Here is a 21,788-nt window from a genome sequence, read left to right as displayed (position 1 = left end):
GCCCGCTACTATGGGGCCGGGGGGTGGGAGGCGTGGGCGCGGCCGCGCCTGCTTCCGACGGGCGGCGCTACGCCCGGCAGGTCATCCTGCCCGAGGTGGGCCGGGAGGGGCAGGAGCGCCTGCGCCAGGCCTCTGTGCTGGTGGTGGGCGCGGGAGGGCTCGGCTCCCCGGCGGCGCTCTACCTGGCGGCGGCCGGGGTGGGGCGCATCGGGCTGGTGGACGGCGACCGGGTGGAGATCACCAACCTCCACCGGCAGATCCTGCACGCCACCGCCGACGTGGGCCGGCCCAAGGTGGAGTCGGCCCGGGAGCGGCTCAAGGCGCTCAACCCCGGCGTGGAGGTGACCGTCCACCCGGTCGCCCTCCGCCGCGAGAACGCGCTGGAGCTGCTCGCCGGCTACGACCTGGTGGTCAACGGCTCGGACAACTTCCCCACCCGCTACCTGCTCAGCGACGCCTGCGTCCTCCTCGGCAAGCCGTGGGTCGACGCCAGCGCGCTCCGCTGGGAGGGGCAGGTGACGGTCTTCCAGCCGGGGCGGGGCTGCTACCGCTGCCTCTTCCCCTCGCCGCCGCCGCCCGGCAGCGTGCCCAGCTGCGCCCAGGCCGGCGTGATGGGGGCGGTGACGGGCGTGCTGGGCAGCCTGGAGGCGGTGGAGGCGATCAAGCTGCTGCTGGGCGCTGGCCGCCCGCTGGTCTCGCGCCTCCTCCTCTACGACGCGCTGGCGGGCGACTTCGAGGAGCTGGCCTGGGAGCGGAACCCGGACTGCCCCGCCTGCGGCGACCACCCGGTCATCCGCGAGCTGGTCGACTACGAGGCGTTCTGCGGCCTGGGAGGCGGGGATGCCGACGCGCCGCCGGAGGAGGCCGGACCGGTGCCGGAGCTGGAGCCGGAGGAGGCGTGGCGCCGGCTGAGCCGGGGCGAGGCCGGGCTCCTGGACGTGCGCGAGCCGTGGGAGTTCGCCGAGATGCGCATCCCCGGGGCGCGCCTGATCCCGCTGGACGAGCTGCCCGCCCGCCTGGGCGAGCTGGAGCGCGGGCGGCCGCTGGTGGCGGCCTGCTTCACCGGCCCGCGCAGCGCCCGCGCGGTGCGGCTCCTGCGCGGCCGCGGCTTCGAGGCCTACAACCTGGCGGGAGGCCTCCTCGCCTGGGAGCTGGCCGGGCTTCCGCTGGAGCGGGAGGAGGAAGCAAGGCCGTGAGCGCGCCGGACGGCGCCGGGGCGGGGGGCGGCGCGCGCGCCGTCCTCCACTGCGACGCCGACGCCTTCTTCGCCGCCGTGGAGGTGCTGGACCGGCCGGAGCTGGCCGGCAAGCCGGTGGTGGTGGGCGGCCTGGGACCGCACGGCGTGGTGGCCACCTGCTCCTACGAGGCGCGCCGCTTCGGCGTCCGCTCCGCCATGCCCATGGCGACCGCGCGCCGGCTCTGCCCGCAGGCGGTCTTTCTGCCGGGGCGGCACGAGCGCTACCGGGAGGTCTCCGAGCGCATGTTCGCCGTCTTCCGCCGCTTCAGCCCCGTCGTCGAGCCGCTCAGCCTGGACGAGGCCTTCCTGGAGGTGCCGGCGGCGGAGGCGGAGCGGCTGGCCGCGGAGCTGCGCGCGCAGGTGCGGCGCGAGGTCGGCCTGGCGGTCTCCGTCGGCGTCGCCCCCAACAAGCTGGTGGCCAAGATCGCCTCCGACCTGGCCAAGCCCGACGGCCTGCGCGTGGTGGCCCCGGAGGAGGTGGCCGCCTTTCTGGCGCCGCTGCCGGTGGGACGCCTCTGGGGCATCGGTCCCCGCACCGCCGCCGCCCTGGAACGGGAGGGCGTCCGCACGGTGGCCGACCTGCGCTCCCGGCCCGCCGCCTGGTTCCTCGGGCGGTTCGGCCGCCGCGGCGAGGAGGTGCGCCGCTTCGCCTTCGGCGAGGACGACCGGCCCGTGGCGCCGCGCGGCGAGGCCAGGTCCATGGGCGAGGAGGAGACCTACCCCCGCGACCTGCGCCGGCGCGAGGAGCTCCTCCGCCGCCTGGCGCTCCTCAGCCAGGCCGTCGGCTCGCGCCTGCGCGCGCACGGGTTGGCCGGGCGGACGGTGACGTTGAAGCTGCGCACCGGCGACTACCGGACGCGCAGCCGCAGCCGCACGCTGCCGCAGCCGGTGGCCGGTGACGACCGCATCTACCGGGAAGCCTGCTTCCTCCTGGAGCGCGCCTGGGCGGGAGAGCCGGTCCGCCTGCTGGGCATCCAGGTGTCCGGGCTGGAGCGGCCGCGCGCCGAGCAGCTCTCCCTTACCGGGCAGGGCGGCGGCCCGGAGCGGCTCTGGCGGACGGTGGACGCGCTGCGGGCGCGCTTCGGCCCGCAGGCCGTGCGCTGGGGCGCGGCGGAGGAATCGCCTCCCCCCCGTCGTATGAAGCGGCAGCGGCGAGAGGAGGGGTGAGCGTTGGCCATGGCAGAGCTGGAGATCACCTGGCTGGGCCACGCGGCCGTGCTGGTCCGCACGCCCGGCGGCCGTCGGCTGCTCATCGATCCCTGGCTGGAGGGGAACCCGGCCTGCCCGGAGAGCTACCGGGGCTGGCGCGAGGCGGACGCGGTACTGGTCACCCACGGGCACTTCGACCACCTGGGTGACGCGCTGCGGCTGGGGCGCGAGAGCGGCGCCCCGGTGGTGGCCATCCACGAGGTGGCCACCTACCTGGGCGCGCAGGGTCTCCAGACGGCCGTGGGGATGAACAAGGGCGGCACCGTGGAGGTGGCGGGCCTGCGCGTCACCATGATCCCGGCCGAGCACTCGGGCGGCATCAGCGACGCCGACGGGCGCATCGTGGCCGGCGGCGCGGCGGCCGGCTTCGTGGTGACGCTGGAGGACGGCCGCCGGCTCCTGCACGCCGGCGACACGGCGCTCTTCTCCGAGATGCGCCTGATCGGCGAGCGGCTGCGCCCGCGGATCGGACTGCTTCCCATCGGCGACCTCTACACCATGGGGCCCGAGGATGCAGCGGTGGCGGCCGCCTGGCTGGGCCTGGAGGACGTGATCCCCATCCACTACGGAACCTTCCCGGCGTTGACCGGCACGGCCGAGGCCTTCCTGGAGGCCGCGGGGCGGGTGCCGGGCCTGCGCGTCCACGTGCTCGGCCCGGGCGAGACCTGGAAGGCTTGAGTTGGGCGGGGGCGCCGCGTATTGTCAATACGTCGCGGCGCCCGGGCCGGCCGGGCGGGTGCCGCGGGAGACCGCCGACAAGGACCCGACCACCGATCCGAGGAGGGCGCGGGATGGATCAGGAGATCTTCGACAAGCTAAAAGAAATCATCGTGGAAAATCTCGGGGTGGACGAGGAGAAGGTGACGCCGGACGCCTCCTTCGTGGAGGACCTGGGGGCCGACTCGCTCGACACCGTGGAACTGATCATGGCCTTCGAGGAGGCCTTCGGACTGGAGATCCCGGACGAGGACGCCGAGAAGATCTCCACGGTGCGCGACGCGGTGGAGTACATCAAGGCCCACCAGGAGTAGCGGGGGAGCCGGCTGCGGGAGCGGCGGCAGGCCGGCGGCGCGGCGGAGGGAGCGGACTGGAGGGAGGCCCCGGTAGGTGACCGGGGCCTTGCCTGTTACGCTGGGGGTGGATCGGACCGGCACCAGCCGGGGACGTTGGGGGGAGAGCGGTTGCTGGAGGCTCCGGAGAATCCCGCGAAGAGCCAGGCGGTGCGCTGGCGGGACCCCTTCCTGTGGAGCACGGTGGGCCTGCTGCTGGTGGCCCTCCTGGCCGGAGGCTGGGCCTGGCGGCTGCACGCCGCCCAGGCGGCGGAGGCGGTGGGCAGCGTCAACGGGCAGCCCATCAGCCAGGCCGAGCTGCTCCAGACGCTGGCGGCGCAACCCGGCGGCACGCAGCAGTTGGCCAGCGCCGTCGACCAGATCATCTCGGAGCGGCTGATCGACCAGGAAGCCCAGCGAAAGGGCATCCGGGTGACCACCCGGGAGGTGGACGACCAGCTCGCCCAGACGCGGAAGCAGTTCGCCAGCGACCAGGCCTACCAGCAGGCGCTGGCGCAGGCGGGCCTGACGGAGGACGTGCTGCGGCGGAACATCCGCATCAACCTGGAGCTGGAGAAGCTGCTGGGCGGCGACGTGAAGATCACCGACCAGCAGATGCGCGACTACTTCCAGCAGAACCACGCCCAGTTCGACCAGCCGGAGCAGGTCCAGACGCGCCACATCGTGGTGGCCACCCAGCAGGAGGCGGCCCAGGTGCGCCAGCAGCTGCTGGACGGCGCCAGCTGGAGCCGGCTGGCCAAGAGCCAGTCGCTGGACGCGGCCACCCGCGACAAGGGCGGCGAGCTGGGCTTCGTCACCTCCGGCACGCTCGACCCCGCGCTGGAGTCGGCGCTCTTCGCCCTCAAGCCGGGCGAGATCTCCGAGCCGGTCCAGACGCAGTCCGGCTGGGAGATCGTCCAGGCAGAGGCGATCCGGCCGGCCGTCCCGGCGAAGTACGAGGACGTGAAGGACCGGATCCACCGCATCCTGCTGGACCAGGCGATCCAGCAGAAGCTGCCCGCCTGGCTCGATCAGCTGCGCCAGAAGGCCAAGGTGACGAACCGCTACTCCGGAGCCTGAACCGGCGGACTTCCGGCCGGGTGCGGCGTCGGCGGCGGTTTGACAGGCGGGGAAGCCGACCCTAGAGTTCTGGCGGGAGCAGCTGGCGACTGGTGTCGCTCGCGGTCTTCAAAACCGTCGTGGGGCACGGGCTGTCCCGGGTGGGTTCGATTCCCACATGCTCCCGCCAGTTTGGGGCCTTGGAGCCCAGGGGACGTTTGCGCGGGGCGGCCGGGACGGCCGCCCCGCCCGCAAGCTCCCGCCCGCCGGGGGAGAGGCTAGGCGGGCGGAGGTGAACGGGCCGGTGAAGGCGAAGCAGGAGCGGCGACGGACCGGGGCGCGCAAGGCCGCCGCGGCCGAGAAGCCCCGGAAGGACCCCTTTGCGGGTGAGGGCCCGATGGCGCAGTTGAAGCTGGAGGTGGCGCGCGAGCTGGGCCTGGAGGAGCGGGTGCGCGCCTCCGGCTGGGGCGGCCTGACCGCCGCGGAGACCGGCCGTCTGGGCGGCTGGATGACGCGGCGCCTCAGGCAGATGCAGGCGGGCGAGGAGAGGCGGCGTGGAAGCGGGAGTCCTGCGTGAGGAGCTGGAGACGGGCCAGGAGCGGGCGTTGACCGCCTGGCTGGAGGCGGTCCGCATCGACGAGACGGGGGAGCCGCTCTGGCCGGGCTGGCGCGTACGCCAGTCGGCCGTCGGCTTCTACGCCCCCTCGGGGGAGTGCGTGCTGGTGGGCCATCGCAACCCGCCCGGCGGCGCCCATCCGGTCTTTCTGCGCGACGGGCGGGTGGTCGGTCCCGTCGGCTACACCGTGCAGGTGCCGGCCAGGGTGGGCGGAGGCGCGGCCGTCCTTCCCTACCGGAACCAGCGGACCGTCTTCCTGCCCGTCGAATGGAGCGGCGAGGGCAATCGGGAGCTGGAGGCCTTCGTCTTTCTCATCATCCACCAGGCCTTCCACGCCTGGGCGGGCCGGCTGGGCATCGCCGCCAACCCCGTCCAGCTGCTGGGCGGCGCCCCCTACCCGGTGGACGAACCGGCCAACAACGCGCTGGGGAACCTGGAAGGGCTCCTGCTGGCCGACGCCGTCCAGGGCGCGGAGGGCATGCCGCTGGAGCGCTGGGCGCGCGCCTTCGCCCTGGTGCGGCGCGAGCGCAGGGCCTGGCTTGAGGACGAGCTGGTTGCCTACGAGCAGGCCATGGAGCTGCGCGAGGGACCGGCGGGCTACGTCGAGTGGAAGGCCATGGAGCGGGTGCTCCAGGGCTACGAGCCGGCCGAAGCCTTCCGCCAGATGACGGGGCAGGACTCCTTCCAGCACGTCGCCGAGGCTCGGCTGGAGCGGCTGGCCGAGCTGCGGCGCATCAACTACCTGGGCCGCGGGGCGCTCCGCCGCCGGTTCACCTACAGCGGCCTGGGTCTGGCGCTGATCCTGGACCGCCTGGCTCCCGGCTGGCCGCGGCGCCTCCTTCGCGGCGGCCCCAGCCTGGACGACCTGTTGGAAGAGCATGTCGCCTTCGACGGCGGCGAGGGCGACGAGGCGCTGCTGCGCGAAGTGGAGATGCGCTACGACTACGACCACCGCCTCCTGGCCGAGCACGAGGCCGCGGACCTGCGCCGCCGCAGGAAGGAGGAGCTGGTCGACCGGGTGCTGCGCGCCCCCGGCACGCTCCTCATCCTGGACGTCTCGCGCCTCCGCCTCCTCTCGGCCACGCCACCGGCCGAGGGCGAGCGCATCCACGACGGCCTGACGCTCTACGCCCGGCGGGCCAGCTTCCGCTTCGACGGGGCGCGCGTCGAGGTGGAGGGGCGGCCGGTGGTCCACGACCTGCGCGCCGGCCTGCTGGAGATCCACCTGGACGGGCGGGTCCGCCTCTTCGCCGACGAGGAGGAGCTGCCGCCCCGCCAGGCGGCCCATTTCCGGGAGGGGCTGGCGCTGCGCATGGCCGGCCTGGAGGTGGAGGCGCTCGGCGGAACCGTCCAGCCGACGGCCGAGGCGCTCTACATCCGCCTCCTCCCCCCGCCCGAGGTGGCCTGAGCGGTGCTCTACTGCCCCGCCTGCGGCCGCCGCCTGCGCTGGCGCCGGCGGCCCCCCGACGACCGCGCGCGCCTCGCATGCGACGCCTGCGGCTACGTCTTCTACCTCGATCCCAAGGTCAGCGCCTGCACCATCCCCGTCCTGGGGGAGCGGATCTACCTGCTGCGGCGCGCCATCGATCCCGGGCGCGGCCGCTGGGTCTTCCCGGGCGGCTACATCGAGCGCGGGGAGACGGTGGAGGAGGCGGCGCGGCGGGAGACCGAGGAGGAGATCGGCCTGCGCGTCGACCTGGAGGGGCTGGTGGGCGTCTACTCCTACCGCGATTCGGTGGTGGTCACCGTCGTCTACGCGGGCCGGGTGCGGGCGGACGGGGGCGAGCCGCGGCCGGGACCGGAGACGCTGGAGGTGCGGGCCTTCCTGCCGGAGGAGATCCCCTGGGCGGAGCTGGCCTTCGAGAGCACGGGAGAGGCGTTGCGGGAGTGGCTCCGGAAGAGATGAGGAAGCCCCCGGGGGAGGGCTTCCTCGCGCGATCGCCGGGAGGAGTTCAGCGCCAGTCTTCGCCGCGCCCCTGGCGGTGCGCCATCACGTTCAGCTTCTCGACCCGCCGGTTGACCACGTCCCAGTCGATGTTGCGCATGAAGGCGTTGAGGTACTCCTTCCGCGCGGTGCCGTAGTCGATGAAGTAGGCGTGCTCGTAGACGTCCAGGACCAGCAGGGGGGAGGCGTCCCAGACGCCCTCCGAGTGGATGTCGGTCAGGTAGTTGTGCAGCCGGCCGTCGTCCCAGTCGAAGGCGAGCACCACCCAGCCGCGGGCCGCCATGCCCAGGGCCATGAACTCCTTCTGCCAGTTCTCGAAGGAGCCGAAGTCCTCGCTGATCAGCTGGAGGATGGGGCCGCCGGGCTGCGCCGAGCCCTTCTTCAGGTTCCCGAAGTAGCCCTCGTGAAGGCGGGCACCGTTGGTGGCGAAGACCTCTTCCTTCTTCAGCTCCCGGACGAGGCTGTAGGTGGCGTTGGCCTCGTCCAGGTTGACGCTTTTCATCTTCTCCTCGATCTCGTTGGTCTTGTTGACGTAGCCCTTGTAGAGGACGTCGAAGTGCTGGTCGATCTGTTGCTTGGAGAGCCCGTCCAGCTCCTGGGGCTTCAGCTGCTCTTTGAACTTGCGCGGCAACGCGCATCCCTCCTCACCGGTCTGTGCACTCTACCTGGCGGCCTCCCCCGCGCCAGATTGCGCAGGGGAAAGCGTCGATTGCCCGGAATCCATTATGGTCCTTCCTCCCAGCCACCTGCAAACCGGCGCCGCCCGCCCCGCGGCCGCGGGGCGCAAGAGTCGTCGGCTGGGACGAATCCTTGTCGCGGCAGGAAGCACCCCGCTGAGCGCCAACTTCCCTTCCCGGAGGAGGCGGTGGGCGTGGCCATCTACCTCACCGAGCGCGAGGTGACGGAGATCCTCACCATGGAGGACGCCCTCCAGGCGGTGGAAGAGGCCTTCCGCGCCAAGGCGGAGCGGCGGGCGGACCACCGCAGCCGCGAGCGCCTGCGCGGCGACGGCACCGTGCTCAGCGTCATGCCCGCCTCCCTTCCGGACGGCGGCGTCATGGGCCTCAAGGCCTACGCCAGCGGCGGCGGCGGCAGCCAGTTCGTCGTCCTGCTCTTCGACGCGCGGAGCGCCGAGCTCCTGGCCGTCCTCGAGGCCGACCGGCTCGGGCAGATGCGCACCGGCGCCGCCTCGGGCCTGGCCACCCGCCTCATGGCCCGCCCCGAGGCCGACCAGCTGGCCGTGCTGGGCGCGGGCTGGCAGGCGCGCTCCCAGGTCGAGGCCGTCCTCGCCGTCCGCCCCATCCGCATGGTGCGCATCTACTCGCCCAGCGCCGACCGGCGGGAGCGGATGGCGGCGGAGGTGCGCGAGCGTCACGGCGTCGAGGCGGTGGCCGAGGAGAGCGCCGAGGCTGCCGTCCGCGGAGCCGACGTGGTGGTCACCGCCACCACCGCCGTCGATCCCGTGCTCCTGGGCCGCTGGCTGAAGCCGGGCGCCCACGTCAACGCCGTCGGCTCCAACCGGGCGGACCACGCGGAGGTGGACGCGGAGGCGCTGGAGCGCGCGGCCGTGGTGGCCGTCGACGACCTGGAACAGGCCCGCCGCGAGGCCGGCGACTTCCTGCGCGCCTTCGGCCCCGACGGCGACGGCTGGAAGCGCGTCGTCGAGCTGGCCGACATCCTGGCCGGGCGGGCCAGCGGGCGCCCTTCCGCCGAGGCCGTCACCCTCTTCGAGTCGCTGGGGCTGGGCCTGGAGGACGTGGCCACGGCCGCCCGCGTCTACCGCAAGGCGACGGCGCTGGGCGCGGGCCGGCGCCTGGACTGAGGAGGCCGGCGCATCCCCGGCCCGCAGCTCAGGGCTGGCGCAGGTCGCCGGCCAGCGACTCCCACGTCTCGCCGTCCAGCACCGCCCGTTCGCGGTAGTTGGGGTGATCGATCTCCACCGCTACCCGCCCCTTCCCCTCCAGGAAGGCGCGCGTGCCCTCCTCGCCCAGGTGGAAACGCAGGTAGTGGACACTGGCCGTGGTCTCCTCCCCGCGCCGCTCCTTGCTGCGGTGCTCGTCCGGCTCGCCCTGCACGCGCCGGCCGTCGGGCAACACGAGGTAGACTGTCTCCTCGATGCCGGCGAAGCGGTGGAGCTCCTGGCGGATGAGCGACTGGTCGGGGATCTCGATGAAGAGCGTGGCGCTCAGCTCGTCGCGGTCCGGGATCAGCTGGTTGTAGGTGTCGATCTCCTCCTGGATCTTGGCCGCGTCGCGCATGCGCTCGGCGCGCATCATCTCCTGGATCTGGTAGGCCAGCGTCTCGCGGTTCTCGAAGCCCAGGGAGAGCCGGTCGCCCAGGGTGACGCGGCGCCGGCGGCGCAGCGCGATGGCCTCGCGGCGCCGCTCGTCGCGCACCTTGAGGTATTCGTCCAGGGGCTGGATGTCCTCCATGGTCAGCGGTCGCATCGAAGGGATCTCGCCTCCTCTCCGTCTTCTCCCCGCCTTGCTGCCGCCCTCAGTCTCCCCCGCCGGCGGCCCGGTTGCCCGTCCCCGGCCTCCCGCCGCCCGCGGGCGGCTCGCCGCCGGAGAGCCCGTAGGCCTCGGCCAGCAGCCGGACCGGGTGGCGCAGCTCGCGGCCCGTCCCCTCCCGGACGCGCAGGCCGGCGAGCGGGCAGTCGCCGGCCACCACCGCCTCGGGCTCCTCCTCCACGCGGCGCAGCAGCGGGCGTGCCACCTTCATGGAGAGGTCGCGGTACTGCGCCTTCAGCCCCCAGGTGCCGTCGATGCCCGAGCAGCGCTCCACCAGGGTCACCTCGGCGCCGGCCAGGCGCAGCAGGTCGCGCGACTTGTACCCGATGTTCTGCACTTTCAGGTGACAGGGCAGGTGGTAGACCACCCTTACCGGGGAGCTGCGGAAGTCGGTGGCCAGCTTGCCCTCGCGATGGAGCTCCATCAGGTACTCGCCCAGGTCGGAGGTGGCCTCGGCCACGCGCCGCGCCTCCTCCGTTCCCAGCAGCCAGGGCACCTCCTGCTTGAGCGTGTAGCTGCAGGTCGGCCCCGGCGCCACCACGCGGTAGCCCTGCCGCACCCAGGGCTCCAGCTGGGCCACGTTGTACTCGGCGTTCCGCCTGGCGCTCTCCACGTCGCCGCCGTCCAGGAAGGGCATGCCGCAGCAACGCTGGGGCGTGAGGCGCACCTCCACGCCGCTGTGCTCCAGCACCTGGACCGCGGCCACGCCGGTCTCGGGCTCGTTGTACTCCACCGTGCAGGTGGCGAAGAGGACGACGCGGCCGTTTTCGCCCGGCTCCGCCACCGGCCGGCTCCCGCCGCGCTCCGGCGGGTCGTCCGGGCGGTGCCGCTCCCACCAGAGGTGGAAGGGGCGCCGGTACTCCGGCAGCAGCGCCTGGCGCGAGACGCCCAGCTGGCGCTCCATCAGCCCGCGAACCGCCGGGTTGCGGTTGAGCGCGTTGACCACCGGCGCCAGCCGGCTGCCCAGGCGTCCCAGCCGGTCGGTGTCGCCCAGGAAGCGGTCCTGCCGCGTCACCCCCTGCTCCTTCGCCCGCACCGCGCGCGCCCAGAGGACGATGCGCGGCACGTCGATGGCGTAGCGGTGGGGCGGCGTATAGGGGCACTTGGGGTAGCAGAGGTGGCACTCGTAGCAGAGGTCGACGAACTCGTCGTAGTCGGACGGCTCGAGGGCGCTCAGGTCGCCGTCGCCCTTCTCGTCGATGCGGTCGAGGAGCGTGGTGAACGAGGGGCAGAGGTTGTAGCAGAGGCGGCAGCCGTTGCAGATGTCGAAGACCCGCTCCATCTCGGCGCGGACCGCCGACGCCTCCCAGAAGGCCGCCTCGCCCGGACCGGGCAGGCGGGCCGCCGTCTCCTCGCCCACGCCATCGCCTCCCTCCGGACCGGCGCCGGGCGCCGGTCTCGCTCTGCCGGGCGGGGCGGCCCGGGGGCCGCCCCGCCTTCCGCCCGGCGCTCTCTCAGGCCTGCTTCAGCATCTCCAGGCCCTTCTGGAAGCGGTTGGCGTGCGACTTCTCCGCCCGGGCCAGGGTCTCGAACCAGTCCGCGATCTCGTCGAAGCCCTCCTCGCGGGCCGTGCGGGCGAAGCCGGGGTACATCTCCGTGTACTCGTACGTCTCGCCCTCGATGGCCGAGTGGAGGTTCTCCTCGGTGGTGCCCACCTTCACGCCGGTCACCGGGTCGCCCCACTCCTTGAGGAAGTCGAAGTGGCCGAAGGCATGGCCCGTCTCGCCCTCCGCCACGTCGCGGAAGAGGCCGGCCACGTCCGGATGGCCCTCGATGTCCGCCTGGCGCGCGAAGTACAGGTAGCGCCGGTTGGCCTGCGACTCGCCGGCGAAGCCGGCCTTCAGGTTCTCCAGGGTCTTTGTGCCCTCCAGCTTGGGCATGTTCGGGACACCTCCTCGGAGAGTTTCACCGCTCCGCGCCGGCGCCACCTTCCGCGCCCGCCTCCGGCTCCGCCCCGGAGCCCGCGCACTCCGCGCAGAGACCGCGCAGCACCAGCTCCACGCCCTCCAGGCGGAAGCCCGCAGGAAGGGGCGGCAGGCCGGCGAGCAGGTGCGACGCCTGCCCGGCCCCGGCGTGCGCGACCGGGACGTCGTCGATGCGGCCGCAGCGGCGGCAGACGGCGTGGGCGTGGGGGGTGGTGTTCAGGTCGTAGTGGAGCCGGCCGTCGTGGAGGTCGACGGCGGAGAGGAGCCCCAGCTCCACCAGCTCGGCGAGGATCTTGTAGACCGTCGCCTCGGAGACCATGGGCTGGCGGCTGCGGACCATCTCCGCCACCTGCGGCGCCGCCGGGTGCAGCCCGCGGCTCCGCTCCAGCGCCTCCAGCACGGCCTGCCGCTGGGGCGTGAGCCGGCGGCCCGACTCCCGCAGCGCTTCCACGACGCTTTCGGACCACACAGTCAACACCACCAAATACCCGCTGCTAATCAATAGCGACTTTCGATTAGCAACCCCTAGCTAACAGGATCTCCGCGGGGATGTCAAGCCGCTCCCCCGGCGGACCGGGCGCGCTCCAGCTCCACCACCGCCCGGCCGCGCGTCGGCCGGCTGCCGTCGCCGGGATCGAGCCAGAGCTCCAGTTCCGCCTGGCCACCGCGCAGGGCGGTCACCCGTCCCCGCGCCGTCAACGGCACCCCGGGCCGGATCATGCGCGCGAAGCGGACCTCGAAGGAGCGGACCCAGCCCGCCCCGCCCAGCCACTCCCCCAGGGCGCGGCCCAGGAGGCCCATCCCCAGCATGCCGTGGATGATGACGCCTTCCAGGCCGTAGGCGCGCGCCACCTCGTCGTCCAGGTGGATGGGGTTGCGATCGCCGGAGGCCTCGGCGTAGGCGGCCAGCTGGCTCCGGCTGACCGGCCCGGCCTCCACGGGCGGCAGCTCCCGCCCGACCTCCAGCCTCTCCCACTCCACGCTCACCGGGCCTCTCCCCCCGCCGCCGGCAGCGGGCGCAGCACCAGGGTGCTGAGGGCGCGGAAGACCTCGTCCCCGCCCGGCTCCCGGCCGATGGTCTCCAGGTCGACGAAGCGCAGCACGCCCTGCGAGCCCTGCCGCTGGCGGACCCCGGCCACCCGCGTGCGCACCTCCAGCTCCTCTCCGCGGCGGAGCGGCCTCGCGTAGGTGAAGGACTGCTCACCGTGCAGGACTCGGCGCAGGTCGAGGGAGAGGCCCGGCACGGGATCCTGCAGGAGGGCGAAGACGATAGGGAAGGTCGGCGGCACCCAGCCCGGCTCCTCGCCGCGTGGGTCGCCCAGCGCCGCGGCGAAGCGGCGGACCGCCTCGGGATCGACGCGCACGCGGCGGGGCGCCGACTCGCGGCCCACCAGGGAGGCGTCGACGGCGTCGGGAGAGCCTTCCAAAGCACCACCCCCCGGGATGAGGATACCAGTTTGCTTCCGCGGGGGCGGCTTCCTAAACTGGTACGAGTCCCGTGAGGAGGGGTCGCGATGGAGGTGGACCGGGCCCGGATCGAGCGCGCGGTGCGCGAGATCCTGGAGGCCATCGGCGAGGATCCCGCGCGCGAGGGACTCCTGGAGACCCCCCGCCGCGTGGCCGACGCCTACGCGGAGCTCTTCAGCGACGTGGGCCGGGACCCCGCGGAGGAGATGACCAGCTTCTTCCACGTGGAGCGGGACGACCTGGTCATCGTCCGCGACATCCCGTTCTACTCGATGTGCGAACACCACCTGCTCCCCTTCCGGGGCAGGGCGCACGTGGCCTATATCCCGTCCGCAGGGCTGATCACGGGCATCTCCAAGCTGGCGCGGGTGGTGGAGTCGGCCGCCCGCCGCCCGCAGCTGCAGGAGCGCCTGACCGCCCAGGTGGCGGAGGTCATCGAGAGGAAGCTGCACCCCAAGGGCGTCCTGGTGGTGGTGGAGGCGGAGCATCTCTGCATGACCATGCGGGGCATCCGCAAGCCCGGGTCGGTGACCGTCACCTCGGCCGTGCGCGGTGTCTTCGCCGAGCAGGAGGCGACCCGCGGCGAGGCGCTGCGCCTTCTGCGCGCCGACGGGTGGAGCTGAGCGGAGGGGGGCGGAGCATGGAGGGGCGCCGTTCGCTGGACGAGCTCTACGCGGAGCTGGCCATGGAAGAGCCGCTCGACCTGGAGGAGTTCCTGGAGCGGGTGGCGGGCGGCGAGTGGGGGAGCTACACGCGCGCGGAGATCGGCGACTTCCTGGACGAGATGGAGGTGCGCACGGCCGCCAACATCCGGCTGAAGGCGGAGGAGGGCGGCGAGTGGGCGCACCGCGCCCGGGAGGCCGAGGAGGAGGCCATGGAGCGGCTCAGCCGGCTGCGCGCGCGCTTCGCCCCGGGCACCTAGGCGGGGGCTAGGGCCCCGGCTGCCAGCCGCCGGTCACCTCGATGACGTTGCCCGTCAGGTAGTCCGAGGCTTCCTCGCAGAGAAAGAGGACGACCCGCGCCAGGTCCTCGCCGGTCCCCGGGCGGCCGGCGGGGATCGCCTCGTCGCGGGCGCCCAGCGCCTCGGCGATGCGCCGTTCTTTCCAGGCCGGCCGGATCAGCCCCGGGGAGAGCATGTTGACGGTGATGCCGTAGGGCGCCTCGCTCCGCGCCAGCGAGCGGGTGAGCGAGGCCAGGCCGCTCTTGGCCGCCGCGTAGGCGGTGGCGCGCACGTAGGAGTTGGCCGCGCCCGAGCCGGTCATGCCGAAGTTGATGATCCGTCCCCAGCGCCGCTCGCGCATGCCGGGCAGGACGCGGCGGACCGCCCAGTAGACGCTGGAGAGGTTGCCGTCGATCATCTCCCGCCACTCCTCGGGGCTGGTCGCGGTCAGCGGCCGCTCCTCGAAGGTGAAGGGGCCGGCGGCGTTGACCAGGACGTCGACGCGCCCGAAGAACTCCAGGTACCGGTCGAAGAGCGCCTCCACCTCCTCGCGCCGCGAGACGTCCGCCGGCGCGGCCAGCGCCCGGCGCCCCAGCGCCTCGATGGAGCGGGCCAGCGCCTCGGCGCGCGCGCGGCTCTGCCGCCAGTGGACGCCCACGTCGAAGCCGGCCTCGGCCAGCGCCCGCGCCACGAAGGCGCCGATGCCGCTGGCGCTGCCGGTGACCACGGCCACCCGCCGCGCCGCCGCCCCCCCGTGCTCCCTCGCCGCCATGGCGCCATCCCCCCGCCGGCAAGATAGCCGGCGCGGGCCGCTCCGGGCAACGCGGGCGGCGCGCGGCGCCCGGCGCCCGGCACGGGCCGACCGGCGGCCTCCTCCCAGGAAGTCGCCGCCGGGCGCGGAATCGAGAGAGACGGAGTCCGCGGGCCGCCCCTTCCCGGGGCGGCCCGCCAGCGGGGGGTTACGCATGGGCGAGGGCCGTTCTGAGGGCCGTTTTGCAGGCAAGGTGGCGCTGGTCACCGGCGGTTCGCGCGGCATCGGGCGGGCGATCACGCTCCGCCTGGCGGCAGAGGGTGCCGACGTGGCCATCAACTTCTTCCGCAACCGCTCCGCGGCCGAGGAGACGGCGCGGCAGGTGGAGGCCATGGGGCGGCGGGCGCACCTGGTCAAGGCGCACGTGGGCGAGCCCGAGCGGGTGCGGGCCATGTTCGAGGAGCTGGAGGCGGTCTTCGGCCGCCTGGACATCCTGGTCAACAACGCCGCCTCCGGCTCGCTCCACCCGGTGATGGAGCTGGACGCCAAGGGCTGGGACTGGACGATGAACATCAATGCCCGCGGCGCCTTCCTCTGCTCGCAGGCGGCGGCACCGCTGATGCGGAAGGCCGGCGGCGGGCGGATCGTCAACATCACCAGCCTGGGCTCGCACCGGGTCATCCCCTTCTATGTGGCGGTGGGCGTCTCCAAGGCGGCGCTGGAGGCGCTGACCCGCTACCTGGCGGTCGACCTGGCCCCCTGGGGCATCGCCGTCAACGCCGTCTCGGGAAGCGTGGTCGATACCGACGCCATCCGCCACTTCCCCAACCGGGAGGAGCTGCTGGAGTCGGCGGAGCGCGAGACGCCGGCGGGCCGGATCCTGCGGCCCGAGGATATCGCGGCCGCGGTCGCCTGGCTTTGCTCGGACGAGGCCGAGATGGTCCGCGGCCAGGTGCTGGTGGTGGACGGCGGCTACTCGCTGCGCTGACGAAGGAGGGGAACGGTCGTGCTGCGGCTCGAGGCGGGCCGCCAGGCGCTGCGCCGGCTGGGCGCCGACGCGGTGCTGGTGGCGCCGGGCGACACCATGCGCTATCTCCTCGGCTTCTCGCCCGTCATCGACGAGCGGCCCTGCCTGCTCGCCATCACCCACGCCGGGACGGGGCTCTTCGTCCCGCAGCTGAACGAGCGGCAGTTCCGCGAGGCGCTGGGCGAGCCAGGGGAGAGGGGGCTGACCTGGGAGGTCTGGACCGACGAGCAGGACGCCGGCACCCGTGTCGGCGACTTCCTCCGGCGCATGGGCATCCACCGGACCAAGCGGGTGGCGGTGGACGGGAGCATGCCGGCGGCGACGCTGCTGCCGGTGCTGCGCCGCCTGGGCGGCGAGTTCGTCGACCTGGGACCGGCGCTGGAGCCCTTCCGGGCGGTGAAGGACGCGGAGGAGGCCGGGCGCCTCAGGCGCTCGGCCTCCCTGGCCGACGCGGCCATGGAGGCGGGCTGGGCGGCGCTCCGACCCGGGGCGAGCGAGCGTCAGGTGGCGGCCGCCATCCTGCGCGCCTTCCAGGAAGGCGGCGCCGAGCGCGTCGACTTCGCCCTGGTGGCCGCCGGGCCCAACGGCGCGCTTCCGCACCACCACACCTCTTCCCGCCCCGTGGCGCCCGGCGAGCCGGTGGTGATGGACATCGGCGCCACGCTGGACGGCTACTGCTCCGACTTGACGCGGGTGGCCGTCCTGGGCGAGCCGGAGCCCGAAGTGCTCCGCGTCCACGCCGTCGTCGAGGCGGCGGTGCAGGCGGCGTTGGCCGCCATCCGGCCGGGGGCGGTGGCGGCCGAGGTCGATCTGGCCGCCCGCCGCGTCATCGAGGAGGCGGGCTACGGGCCCTACTTCACCCACCGGCTGGGGCACGGCATCGGCCTGGCCACCCACGAGGCGCCCTGGATCCACCGCCAGAGCCGGACCCGCCTGGAGCCGGGCATGTTCTTCTCGGTGGAGCCGGGCGTCTACCTGCCCGGTCGCTGGGGGATCCGGTTGGAGGAGATCGTGGAGGTGGGCGACGAGGGTGCGCGCGTGCTCAGCCGTCTGCCGCGCGAACTGCACCGCGTCGACCCCTAGAGGGTCGGCACGGGAGCGCCGGAGGGCCATCGGGCCGGGGATTTGCCGGCGGGCCGGGCTGTGGTATCCTAGCCGGTGAAATCCTACTCACGCAGTCGGATTTACTTCCGGTTCGAGGGGTTGGAGCCATTGCCGACGCTCGAGATCCGCGACCTGCACGTCAGCGTCGAGGAGAAGGCGATCCTGAAGGGCGTCACCCTGACGGTGCGGGGCGGGGAGGTACACGCCGTCATGGGCCCCAACGGGGCGGGCAAGAGCACGCTGGCCGAGGCGCTGGCCGGTCACCCGTCCTACCGGGTGACCCGCGGCGAGGCGCTCCTGGACGGCGAGGACCTGCTCGCCATGCGCCCGGACCAGCGGGCGCGGGCGGGCCTCTTTCTGGCTTTCCAGTATCCCACCGAGGTGCCCGGCGTCACCAACGTCAACTTCCTGCGCACGGCGGTCAACGCCCGCCGGGAGAAGCCCTACACGGTGATGGAGTTCTACCGCCTGCTGCAGGAGAAGATGCGCCAGCTGGAGATGGACCCCAGCTTCGCCAACCGCTACCTGAACGAGGGCTTCTCCGGCGGCGAGAAGAAGCGCAACGAGATCCTGCAGATGGCGCTGCTCGAGCCCAAGATCGCCATCCTGGACGAGACCGACTCGGGCCTGGACATCGACGCGCTGCGCATCGTCTCGCAGGGGGTCAACGCGCTGCGCGGCCCGCAGCTGGGGATCCTCCTGATCACCCACTACCAGCGCATCCTGCGCTACATCGAACCCGACGTGGTCCACGTCATGGTGGACGGACGCATCGTCCTCTCGGGCGGTCGCGAGCTGGCCGACCGGCTGGAGGAGCGGGGTTACGGCTGGATCGAGGAGCAGTACGCGACGCCCGCGGCCGAGGGCGGGGCGGGCGCGGAGGAGGGGCGGGCATGAGCCTTCGCGCCGAGGAGAGGGCGCCCCTCGACGCCGAGGCCTTCGCACGCCGCCTGGCCGGGCGGGGCGAGCCGGAGTGGCTCCTGGAGGAGCGCCTCCGGGCCTGGGAGCGCTACCTGGCCAGCGAGCTGCCGGCGGCCAACGCCGAGGGCTGGCGCGAGACCAACCTGGCCGCGCTGGGCCTCTCGCTGGACGGCCTGGAGCCGCTGGCGCCGCCGGCCGGCACGCCTGCGGAGGCGGGGCTGCCGGAGGAGCTGGCACCGCTGGCCGAGGCGGCCGGGCGCGGCGAGGCGGCGCTCCTGCGGGAGCGCGACGGGAGGGTGGAGGCCGCGCCCGGTCCCGGGGCGCCCGCGGGGGTGCGCTTCCTGCCGCTGGCGGAGGCGGTGGCCGAGGGCGGCGAGGAGCTCCGCCCCCGTCTCTTCGGCGAGGCGTGGAGCGAGGAGAGCAAGCTGGACTTGCTGGAGCGGGCCGCCTGGAGCGGCGGCTTCTACCTGCACGTGCCGCGTGGCCTCCGAGCGGCGCAGCCCCTGCTCTACCTTGCCTGGCTCGAGCACACCGAGGCGGGTGCGGTCGCCCACAGCGTCATCGTCCTGGAGCCCGAAGCGGAGGCGACGGTGGTGGTTGTGGCGGCCGGCCGCGGGGCGGGGGAGCGGCCGGGCGTCCACCTGCACGGGGTAGAGGTCTATGCGGGCGAGCACGCCCGGCTCCGCTTCGTCGGCCTTCAGCTCCTGGGCGAGGGCGTCTTCGGCTTCGCGCGGCGGCGGGCGCGACTGGCCGCCGGCAGCTCGGTGGAGTGGATCCTGGGCGAGTTCGGCGCACGCCTCAGCCGCTCGGGCTTCCGCTCGGAGCTGCTGGGCGAGGGCGCCGTCTCGCGGGCGGCGCTGGCCTTCCTGGGCCGGGGAGGGCAGCACCTGGACTTCCCGGGCGAGATGGTCCACCGGGGGCGCCGCACCAGCAGCGAGATGGCCGTCCGGGGGGTTCTCTTCGACGAGGCGCGCTCCATCTTCCGCGGCCTGACGCATATCCTGCGCGGTGCGAAGTCGGCCAGCGCCTACCAGCGCGAGGGGACGCTCCTGATGAGCCCCGCGGCCCGCGGTGACGCCATCCCCAGCCTGGTCATCGACGAGAACGAGGTCCAGGCGGGCCACGCCGCCGCGGCGGGCAAGGTGGACGAGGAGCAGCTCTTCTACCTGGAGAGCCGCGGCATCCCGCCGGAGGAGGCGCGCCGGCTGGTGGTCTCGGGCTACTTCCAGCCGCTCCTGGAACGGCTGCCCGAGGGCGCCCTGCGCGAGAGCTTCGAGCGATCCATCCACAGGAAGCTGGGATGAGCATGGGGCTGGACGTCCAGCGCATCCGCCGGGACTTCCCCATCCTGCGGCGCCAGGTGAACGGGCGCGAGCTCGTCTACCTGGACTCGGCCGCCACCTCGCAGAAGCCGGAGGCGGTCCTGGCCGCCGTCGACCGCTACTACCGCGAGTTCAACGCCAACGTCCACCGGGCCATCCACACGCTGGGCGAGGAGGCGACCGCCGCCTACGAGCGGGCACGGGCGCACGTCGCCCGCTTCGTGGGCGCCTCCGACCCGCGCGGGCTGGTCTTCGTGCGCAACACCACGGAGGCCATCAACCTGGTGGCGCAGGGGTGGGCCCGGCAGAACCTGCGCCCGGGCGACGAGATCCTCCTGACCGAGATGGAGCACCACTCCAACATCGTCCCCTGGCAGCTGGTCGCCCGGGAGCGCGGTGCCTCGCTGGTCTGGGTCCGCCTGACACCCGACGGCGAGCTGGACTGGGCCGACTTCCGGCAGAAGCTGGGGCGGAGGACGCGGCTGGTGGCGGTGACGCACGTCTCCAACGTGCTGGGGACGGTCAACCCCGTGGACGCCATCTGCGCCGAGGCGCACCGGGCCGGGGCGCTGGTGCTGGTGGACGGCGCGCAGAGCGTCCCGCACATGCCGGTGGACGTGGGCGCGCTGGGCTGCGACTTCCTCGCCTTCTCGGGCCACAAGATGCTCGGCCCCATGGGCATCGGCGCGCTCTGGGCGCGGCCGGAGATCCTGGAGGCGACCGAGCCGCTCTTTGGCGGGGGCGAGATGATCGGCGAGGTCTACCCCGATCACTCCACCTGGAACGAGCTGCCCTGGAAGTTCGAGGCGGGCACCCCCAACGTGGCCGGCGCCATCGGGCTGGAGGCGGCGGTGGAGTACCTGGAGGGGCTGGGCATGGAGGCGGTGGCCGCCCACGAGCGCGAGCTGACGCTCTACGCCTATGAGCGCCTGGAGCGGATCGAAGGGCTGCGCATCTACGGGCCTCGGCCGCCCGCCAAGGAGCACGCCGGGGTGGTCACCTTCAACCTGCTCTCGGTCCACCCGCACGACCTCTCCATGATCCTGGACCAGCGCGCGGTGGCGGTGCGGGCGGGCCACCACTGCGCCCAGCCGCTGATGCGCTGGCTCGACGTTCCCTCGACGGCGCGCGCCAGCTTCTACATCTACACGCTGCCGGGGGAGATCGACATCCTGGCCGAGGCGCTGGAGGAGGCGCGAGAGTACTTCCGTCATGTCCTCCTTGGATGAGCTGTACAAGGCGGTGCTGCTGGACCACTACACCCACCCCCGCAACCGGGGGGTGGTGGAGGGGGGCGGCCCGGCGGTCGACCTGCGCAACCCCAGCTGCGGCGACACCATCCGTCTCTCGCTCCGCCTGGACGAGGCGGGGCGGATCGCGGAGGTCCGCTTCCTGGGGCAGGGCTGCTCCATCAGCCAGGCCTCGGCCTCCATCATGACCGAGAGCGTCAAGGGGAAGCCGGCCGCGGAGGCGTTGGCGCTGGCGGGGCGCTTCAAGGCCATGCTCCGCGGCGAGGCCGAGCTGACGCCCGAGGACGGCGACCTGCTCGCCCTGGAGGGGGTCCGCCAGTTCCCGGTGCGCGTCAAGTGTGCCACGCTGGCCTGGAACGCGCTGGAGAAGGCGGTGGCGGCCGCGCAGGGAGAGGCCGGAGAAGCGGGCCGGGCGGCCCCCCGCTAGGCGCCCGGCGGGCGCGGCCGGAGCGGCCTGCGCCTGGGCAGCTCGGGCTCGGCCTCCGCCGGCGGGACCGGCATGCGGCCCTTGCCGTCGGCCTCCGGTGGCGAGGCCCTGCCCGGCCCCGCGGAGCCGCCACGCCCGGCGGAGCCCTCCCCGTCCCCGGCGTCGGGCGGGGGCGTGGGCGGCAGCGGCGGCGTCGGTTCGCCGCCGCGGCGCAGCGCCTCCACGGCGGGGCCCAGGTTGCGCAGGACCGAGGCGACCATGCCCACCAGGGGGACGGCCACCAGGCCGCCCAGCAGGCCGGCCACCTCGAAGCCGGCGGTCAGGGCGATGAGCGCCGTCAGCGGGTGGACGCCTACGGCGTGGCCGGTGATGCGCGGCGCCAGCAGGTTCCCCTCCAGCTGCTGGACCAGCAGGAAGTAGAGCGCCACCCAGAGCGTCAGGGGGAAGGGCTGCGGCTGGAGGAGCGCCACCAGGAGGCCAGGGATGGCGCCCAGCACGGCGCCGAACATGGGCACCAGCTCGAAGAGGCCGCCCAGGACGCCGATGATGGCCGAATAGGGCAGCCCCAGCGCCCAGGCGCCCACGCCGTGCAGGAGCCCGATGATCAGCGCCAGCGTCACCTGCCCCCGGAAGTAGCCGCCCAGGGCGCGGCTCGCCTCGGCCGCCACCAGCCGCGCCAGCGGCTGCCCGCGGCGGGGGAGGCGGAGCAGAAACCCCTGCCAGATCCGCTCGCCGTAAAGCAGCCAGTAGACCATCAGCACCAGCGTCAGGACGATGTTGGCCACGGCGGAGCTGATCGCGCTGGCCACGGCGCCGGTGGCCGAGAGGATGGCCGAGGCGCTGCTCTGCAGGCGGCTGAGCAGCTCGCCCTGCAGGGTGCGCGCGTCGATGACGATCCCCTGGCGCGCCAGGAAGTCGAGCCACTGGGGGAGCTCGCGCTGCGCCCGCGCCACCCAGCCGGGCAGAGCCTCCACCAGCTGGGTCAGCTGGCGGATCAGCGGCCCGGAGAGGAGCGAGAGGCCGCCGCCG

25 protein-coding genes and 1 tRNA gene are annotated in these 21,788 nt (G+C 73.7%); 17 read left to right on the top strand and 9 right to left on the bottom strand.

Annotated elements, in window-relative coordinates; genetic code table 11:
* Positions 1-10: 10 nt before the first annotated feature.
* The 8 genes from K6U79_00130 to K6U79_00095 all read left to right on the top strand — a co-directional run bounded on the left by K6U79_00130 (position 11) and on the right by K6U79_00095 (position 7,076).
* A complete protein-coding gene (locus K6U79_00130) occupies positions 11-2,404 on the top strand; it encodes a DNA polymerase IV (GenBank protein ID MCL6520771.1) in 2,394 nt (797 codons plus the stop codon).
* Positions 2,405-2,422: 18 nt separating this feature from the next.
* Positions 2,423-3,124: a metal-dependent hydrolase gene (locus K6U79_00125; GenBank protein MCL6520770.1), complete on the top strand. Its 702-nt coding sequence runs from the start codon at positions 2,423-2,425 to the stop codon at positions 3,122-3,124.
* Positions 3,125-3,237: 113 nt separating this feature from the next.
* Positions 3,238-3,477, top strand: a complete 240-nt coding sequence (locus K6U79_00120; GenBank protein ID MCL6520769.1) for an acyl carrier protein — start codon at positions 3,238-3,240, stop codon at positions 3,475-3,477.
* A 150-nt stretch (positions 3,478-3,627) separates the two neighbouring features.
* Positions 3,628-4,575 carry a peptidyl-prolyl cis-trans isomerase gene (locus tag K6U79_00115; protein MCL6520768.1) on the top strand — a complete coding sequence of 316 codons (948 nt, stop codon included), beginning with the start codon at positions 3,628-3,630 and terminating at the stop codon, positions 4,573-4,575.
* 74 nt (positions 4,576-4,649) lie between these two features.
* A tRNA-Sec gene (locus tag K6U79_00110) sits at positions 4,650-4,744 on the top strand.
* Between the two features lie 207 nt (positions 4,745-4,951).
* On the top strand, positions 4,952-5,131 hold the full coding sequence (locus tag K6U79_00105) for an alpha/beta-type small acid-soluble spore protein (GenBank protein ID MCL6520767.1): 180 nt from the start codon (positions 4,952-4,954) through the stop codon (positions 5,129-5,131).
* Positions 5,109-6,578 (top strand): hypothetical protein, encoded by a 1,470-nt coding sequence (locus K6U79_00100; GenBank protein MCL6520766.1) that lies wholly within the window; start codon positions 5,109-5,111, stop codon positions 6,576-6,578. Before K6U79_00105 ends, K6U79_00100 begins: the two co-directional genes overlap by 23 nt.
* Before the next feature lie 3 nt (positions 6,579-6,581).
* Positions 6,582-7,076: an NUDIX domain-containing protein gene (locus K6U79_00095; protein MCL6520765.1), complete on the top strand. Its 495-nt coding sequence runs from the start codon at positions 6,582-6,584 to the stop codon at positions 7,074-7,076.
* Between the two features lie 46 nt (positions 7,077-7,122).
* Here the strand turns inward: K6U79_00095 and K6U79_00090 are convergent, their stop codons facing one another.
* Positions 7,123-7,707, bottom strand: coding sequence for a Fe-Mn family superoxide dismutase (locus tag K6U79_00090; protein MCL6520764.1), 585 nt, complete (start codon positions 7,705-7,707; stop codon positions 7,123-7,125).
* Between the two features lie 279 nt (positions 7,708-7,986).
* Here K6U79_00090 and K6U79_00085 point away from each other — a divergent pair, with 279 nt between their 5' ends.
* Entirely contained in the window at positions 7,987-8,937 is a 951-nt protein-coding gene (locus tag K6U79_00085; protein MCL6520763.1) for an ornithine cyclodeaminase family protein, read from the top strand.
* A 28-nt stretch (positions 8,938-8,965) separates the two neighbouring features.
* Here K6U79_00085 and K6U79_00080 read toward each other — a convergent pair whose 3' ends face one another.
* The 6 genes from K6U79_00080 to K6U79_00055 all read right to left on the bottom strand — a co-directional run bounded on the left by K6U79_00080 (position 8,966) and on the right by K6U79_00055 (position 12,977).
* A complete protein-coding gene (locus K6U79_00080; GenBank protein ID MCL6520762.1) occupies positions 8,966-9,562 on the bottom strand; it encodes a DUF3501 family protein in 597 nt (198 codons plus the stop codon).
* A gap of 49 nt (positions 9,563-9,611) precedes the next feature.
* Complete coding sequence (locus tag K6U79_00075; GenBank protein MCL6520761.1) at positions 9,612-10,985, bottom strand: 4Fe-4S dicluster domain-containing protein; 1,374 nt, start codon at positions 10,983-10,985, stop codon at positions 9,612-9,614.
* 94 nt (positions 10,986-11,079) lie between these two features.
* Positions 11,080-11,505: a rubrerythrin family protein gene (locus K6U79_00070; protein ID MCL6520760.1), complete on the bottom strand. Its 426-nt coding sequence runs from the start codon at positions 11,503-11,505 to the stop codon at positions 11,080-11,082.
* Positions 11,506-11,530: 25 nt separating this feature from the next.
* Positions 11,531-12,019, bottom strand: coding sequence for a transcriptional repressor (locus K6U79_00065; protein MCL6520759.1), 489 nt, complete (start codon positions 12,017-12,019; stop codon positions 11,531-11,533).
* An 83-nt stretch (positions 12,020-12,102) separates the two neighbouring features.
* On the bottom strand, positions 12,103-12,537 hold the full coding sequence (locus K6U79_00060) for a MaoC family dehydratase N-terminal domain-containing protein (GenBank protein ID MCL6520758.1): 435 nt from the start codon (positions 12,535-12,537) through the stop codon (positions 12,103-12,105).
* Positions 12,534-12,977: a MaoC family dehydratase N-terminal domain-containing protein gene (locus tag K6U79_00055; protein MCL6520757.1), complete on the bottom strand. Its 444-nt coding sequence runs from the start codon at positions 12,975-12,977 to the stop codon at positions 12,534-12,536. The genes K6U79_00060 and K6U79_00055 overlap by 4 nt, the downstream gene beginning before the upstream one ends.
* Before the next feature lie 87 nt (positions 12,978-13,064).
* Between K6U79_00055 and folE the strand changes: the two genes are divergently transcribed.
* Positions 13,065-13,640, top strand: coding sequence for a GTP cyclohydrolase I FolE (gene folE, locus K6U79_00050; protein ID MCL6520756.1), 576 nt, complete (start codon positions 13,065-13,067; stop codon positions 13,638-13,640).
* A gap of 17 nt (positions 13,641-13,657) precedes the next feature.
* Positions 13,658-13,939: a hypothetical protein gene (locus tag K6U79_00045; protein ID MCL6520755.1), complete on the top strand. Its 282-nt coding sequence runs from the start codon at positions 13,658-13,660 to the stop codon at positions 13,937-13,939.
* Positions 13,940-13,946: 7 nt separating this feature from the next.
* Here the strand turns inward: K6U79_00045 and K6U79_00040 are convergent, their stop codons facing one another.
* Positions 13,947-14,729: an SDR family oxidoreductase gene (locus K6U79_00040; GenBank protein ID MCL6520754.1), complete on the bottom strand. Its 783-nt coding sequence runs from the start codon at positions 14,727-14,729 to the stop codon at positions 13,947-13,949.
* Positions 14,730-14,922: 193 nt separating this feature from the next.
* Between K6U79_00040 and fabL the strand changes: the two genes are divergently transcribed.
* The 6 genes from fabL (at position 14,923) to K6U79_00010 (ending at position 20,759) form a co-directional block, all read left to right on the top strand.
* The gene (fabL, locus tag K6U79_00035) at positions 14,923-15,696 is read left to right on the top strand and encodes an enoyl-[acyl-carrier-protein] reductase FabL (GenBank protein ID MCL6520753.1); all 774 of its coding nucleotides are present in this window, start codon (positions 14,923-14,925) and stop codon (positions 15,694-15,696) included.
* A gap of 18 nt (positions 15,697-15,714) precedes the next feature.
* A complete protein-coding gene (locus tag K6U79_00030) occupies positions 15,715-16,818 on the top strand; it encodes a Xaa-Pro peptidase family protein (protein ID MCL6520752.1) in 1,104 nt (367 codons plus the stop codon).
* 120 nt (positions 16,819-16,938) lie between these two features.
* Positions 16,939-17,736, top strand: a complete 798-nt coding sequence (gene sufC / locus K6U79_00025; protein ID MCL6520751.1) for a Fe-S cluster assembly ATPase SufC — start codon at positions 16,939-16,941, stop codon at positions 17,734-17,736.
* The gene (locus tag K6U79_00020; protein ID MCL6520750.1) at positions 17,733-19,064 is read left to right on the top strand and encodes a SufD family Fe-S cluster assembly protein; all 1,332 of its coding nucleotides are present in this window, start codon (positions 17,733-17,735) and stop codon (positions 19,062-19,064) included. The genes sufC and K6U79_00020 overlap by 4 nt, the downstream gene beginning before the upstream one ends.
* Before the next feature lie 8 nt (positions 19,065-19,072).
* Positions 19,073-20,311 carry a cysteine desulfurase gene (locus K6U79_00015; protein MCL6520749.1) on the top strand — a complete coding sequence of 413 codons (1,239 nt, stop codon included), beginning with the start codon at positions 19,073-19,075 and terminating at the stop codon, positions 20,309-20,311.
* Complete coding sequence (locus K6U79_00010) at positions 20,295-20,759, top strand: SUF system NifU family Fe-S cluster assembly protein (GenBank protein MCL6520748.1); 465 nt, start codon at positions 20,295-20,297, stop codon at positions 20,757-20,759. Before K6U79_00015 ends, K6U79_00010 begins: the two co-directional genes overlap by 17 nt.
* On the opposite strand, the gene K6U79_00005 is transcribed toward K6U79_00010, so the two are convergent.
* Positions 20,756-21,788, bottom strand: a 1,033-nt coding sequence (locus K6U79_00005; protein ID MCL6520747.1) for an AI-2E family transporter, incomplete at its 5' end; no start/stop codon positions are given. The genes K6U79_00010 and K6U79_00005 overlap by 4 nt on opposite strands.

The organism is Bacillota bacterium (genome assembly GCA_023511835.1).
Taxonomy (GTDB): domain Bacteria; phylum Bacillota; class Sulfobacillia; order JAIMAT01; family JAIMAT01; genus JAIMAT01.
The sequence above is the reverse complement of the archived record's forward strand: the minus strand, read 5'-3'. Positions and strand labels throughout refer to the sequence as shown.